We start from the raw sequence: 521 nt of genomic DNA, 5'->3' as shown, positions 1-521 counted from the left end.
CGTCTTTCCAGCGTCGTGTACCGGCTGCCTTGGGATAAGGCGCAGTTCGAGCCGGACGTCGTATTGCCTGACCAGGTTGTGGTGCGGCTCGGCTCGACGGAGGAACCTCCCGGCCATACCTATTCGATCTATGCATTGTCACGCCTCGGTCCTCAGCAGACAGACGGCGACCAGAACGATAACGGTAAACGAACCGGCGCGATTTCAATGTGGCCGGGCCACAGGAATCCAGCTGTCAGGCAATTGCAGACGTTCGATGAACGTTACAGCCTGACCGACATGGACGTGGGCAAGCGGGGGGTATTGCTAGTATACGCGGGCGACTCAAGCCGACGTGGAGCTCCGCACCAGATCACGTTATATAGTCAGGACTACGGCAAATCCTGGAAAGACATCGACGACGGAATGACGCAGGGAGGCTGGTTCGATTCCCTGACCAACACGCAGTACGCGCTTTATGCGTACACGCTCAGGAAGCGCCAATTTTAAGCATGTCCAATGCCGAACTTCTGGATAACTGA

1 pseudogene is annotated in these 521 nt (G+C 56.6%); it reads left to right on the top strand.

Going from position 1 to position 521, the window contains the following annotated elements:
* Positions 1-489: pseudogene (locus HV796_RS43270) on the top strand (glycosyl hydrolase); the annotation flags it as partial.
* Positions 490-521: the final 32 nt, after the last annotated feature.

This window comes from Paraburkholderia humisilvae, from assembly GCF_902859855.1.
GTDB classification, from domain to species: domain Bacteria; phylum Pseudomonadota; class Gammaproteobacteria; order Burkholderiales; family Burkholderiaceae; genus Paraburkholderia; species Paraburkholderia humisilvae.
This window is presented reverse-complemented; position numbering and strand designations above follow the sequence as displayed.